General features: G+C 39.7%; 3 protein-coding genes and 1 pseudogene. All 4 read left to right on the top strand.

Annotated elements, in window-relative coordinates; all coding sequences use genetic code 11:
- Positions 1-256 (top strand): annotated as a pseudogene (locus MWH02_RS22975) (type VI secretion system Vgr family protein); the annotation flags it as partial.
- Positions 256-1,119: a DUF6402 family protein gene (locus MWH02_RS22980; protein WP_271461515.1), complete on the top strand. Its 864-nt coding sequence runs from the start codon at positions 256-258 to the stop codon at positions 1,117-1,119. The pseudogene MWH02_RS22975 and the gene MWH02_RS22980, both read left to right, overlap by 1 nt.
- Entirely contained in the window at positions 1,116-1,484 is a 369-nt protein-coding gene (locus MWH02_RS22985) for a DUF6201 family protein (RefSeq protein ID WP_271461516.1), read from the top strand. Before MWH02_RS22980 ends, MWH02_RS22985 begins: the two co-directional genes overlap by 4 nt.
- Positions 1,485-1,532: 48 nt before the next feature.
- Positions 1,533-2,393, top strand: coding sequence for a phospholipase D-like domain-containing protein (locus tag MWH02_RS22990; protein WP_271461517.1), 861 nt, complete (start codon positions 1,533-1,535; stop codon positions 2,391-2,393).
- Positions 2,394-2,621: the final 228 nt, after the last annotated feature.

Genomic DNA, 2,621 nt, shown 5'->3' on the forward strand with positions numbered 1-2,621 from the left:
ACGGGAGATGGAAGTAAACATTCCAGCGATGCAGTCTGCATTACCAGTTCTCTCATGTGGACTGAATTCGGCGTGCTTCAGAGTGACTGACAGCAATACAAGTGCCGATAATATTTACTATGCATGGAGAATAACTACACAGACAGGAAGTATTAATGGAATGAGCTGTCAGGCATTGACGCATGAAGTTAAAACAGACGTGGAAGAAATAATAACTCTCGATTATGTGTATCAAATAAGAGCAGGAGTAAGATAATGAATTTAGCCACTACGACCACTTCAACTTTGATGAATAAAAAAACTAAAGAAGTTGAGGTGGAATTTTTTCATATCGATATGATTCCTGACGCGATGGATAAAATGAATTGGAGTGTAGCCGCAAAACTTATGCGGCATTGGTTTAGCATAAGTCCAGCATACGCTTTTACTGAACAATCAAAACGAGCAGCTTTGAAAAATGATGCAACAAACTTACCCGATACACAAGTTAATAGCGATATTATTAAAATATCTTGGGCAATGCAAAATGACCAAGTTAAAAAAGGAGTAAATGAACTTCGCAGCACATGGAAAAGTGTTAGAGGAATTGAGAGGCTGAAGTTTCAAATATCCAAAGGAAATATAAATAAAAACAATGAAAAAAAACTAGGTTATTCGGATAGCATTCGAGAACTTGATGCTAATGCCCAAGTGAACATTATGAAAATTGGAAATAAACTTGACACAATAAATGAATGGTATGGCGCAATGGGTAACACAACATTAAAGGTTTGTATTAGAGGTAGAACAAACATAATTGATAATACATTTATAGTCGACAAAATAGGTTTCTATTTAAAAGATTCATACGATTTCGTGGATGATGACGGAAATTCCGAACCTCTAGGAATTTGGAGTAAAGAGCGCATCTTAGATAAAAAGACTTCAGCATTCTATATGTCAACATACCTTTCTGGAGTATGGGGATTACTAGTTCGAAATTACTCAGGATTCGTACCCATATTTAACTCTGACTTTCGTCGCTGGCAAGAAAAACATAACACTGGCGGGGACTTCATTGTTTTATCAGATGTACTATGGATGGAACCTCTTCCAAAAGATAAGGTAATAAAGTTATGAGGGCGTTAACTGAAATAAAAATCATTGCAGCGCTATTATTTATTGCATGGATTTTCTTTCCGTCAACAATAATAAGGCCAACATATACTAAAATATTTCAAGAAATCAGCCCTGACATGAAATATAAAGTTGTCGTGTACCGCATAAAAATACTCTCCCCTATGTCATTATTCAAATACATCAAAGATGAAGACTATTTTTTCATTATTTATGACAGTAGAGGTAATAAAGTATTCAAACCTTCCCCATACTATGGAACATCTGAGATTTTAGCATATGACTCTATCAGATTTTTTTATGGGGAAAAACACTCTCTTTTTTATCCTGGTAACGAAGGATATGACTCTTTTGAATTATCAAAATGAACCAAAGGCTAATTTTTGCTTTTCAAATTATCCTATCCGGAATTCCTCATGCTGAGAACGGAAATGGACATGCTACCGGTATACCCGGAAGGCCGGCTCGACGATCCGACCATCGTGTCGCAAATCCACCTGACGCGGCAGTCACTGGTATTCGGCTCGCACAGCCTACTCAACCGCATCCGCCGCAGCCTGTGGGTGAAACAACAACTGGAAGAAAAACAGGTGCCGCGCAAAGAGTGGCATCGCCGCATTCCGGAACTAGAGAAAGACTGCGGCGACAGCTATCTAAGGATCGATATTGAGGCCTGCTACACCTACGTCACACTGCTGAACCTGCGCGACTACGGCGAGCTCAACGGCCAGCCAGTTACTGAGCAGATTTATGTGCACAGCAAGCTAATGATCGTTGACGATCGCTGGGTGTTGGTAGGCAGCGCCAATATCAATGATCGTAGCCTGCTGGGCAGCGGTGACTCTGAGCTGGCAGTAACCATCGCCGACACGGCGTACAGCTTCAACGATCTTGACGGAACGGGCACGCCTGCGCCGTGTGGTAACTTCGCACGTGAACTGCGCCAGAATGCCTGGCGTAAATGGATGGGTAGCGCGGCGGCCGAGTGTGAAGAGGCACTGGATAAGCCGGCATTGAGAGCAAGCTGGGAGAAGATCCAGGCGATAGCTAAAAAAAACGCTGGAATATATGACGCCGTATTTAATTTTATCCCACGAAATAACATTGGAATTAATGACATTGTAGATCACAGTATTTCTGAAAGCGGAAAACAAGGGAATGACAACACATTGACAATACCAGCGTCAATTTGGCCCATACTAAAGTCCAATCAAAAAAACAACACCAACAATGGTCAAAGAATGCCATTTTCAAATATTTTCTGGCATAAAATATGAAAATATCTTATTTAGGAACAGCCATCAACTCAAAGAAACACAAGGCTACTCCACAAACTTATCTATAAACTGGACATCTGGAGAGGATAATTTAATCCCTTATAACATGAAACTCATAGCCAGCATTGAGAATCATGATTATGGAATTAACCAAGTAGCTCAAGTAAAGATTAAAGATTAAAGATTAAAGATTAAAGATTAAAGATTAAAGATTAAAGATTAAAGATT

Source organism: Pantoea leporis (assembly GCF_028048155.1).
Taxonomy (GTDB): domain Bacteria; phylum Pseudomonadota; class Gammaproteobacteria; order Enterobacterales; family Enterobacteriaceae; genus Pantoea; species Pantoea leporis.

Coding starts and splice junctions, on each gene's coding strand:
- MWH02_RS22980 (WP_271461515.1), top strand. CDS start 256: ATGAATTTAGCCACTACGACCACTTCAACTTTGATGAATAAAAAAACT.
- MWH02_RS22985 (WP_271461516.1), top strand. CDS start 1,116: ATGAGGGCGTTAACTGAAATAAAAATCATTGCAGCGCTATTATTTATT.
- MWH02_RS22990 (WP_271461517.1), top strand. CDS start 1,533: ATGCTGAGAACGGAAATGGACATGCTACCGGTATACCCGGAAGGCCGG.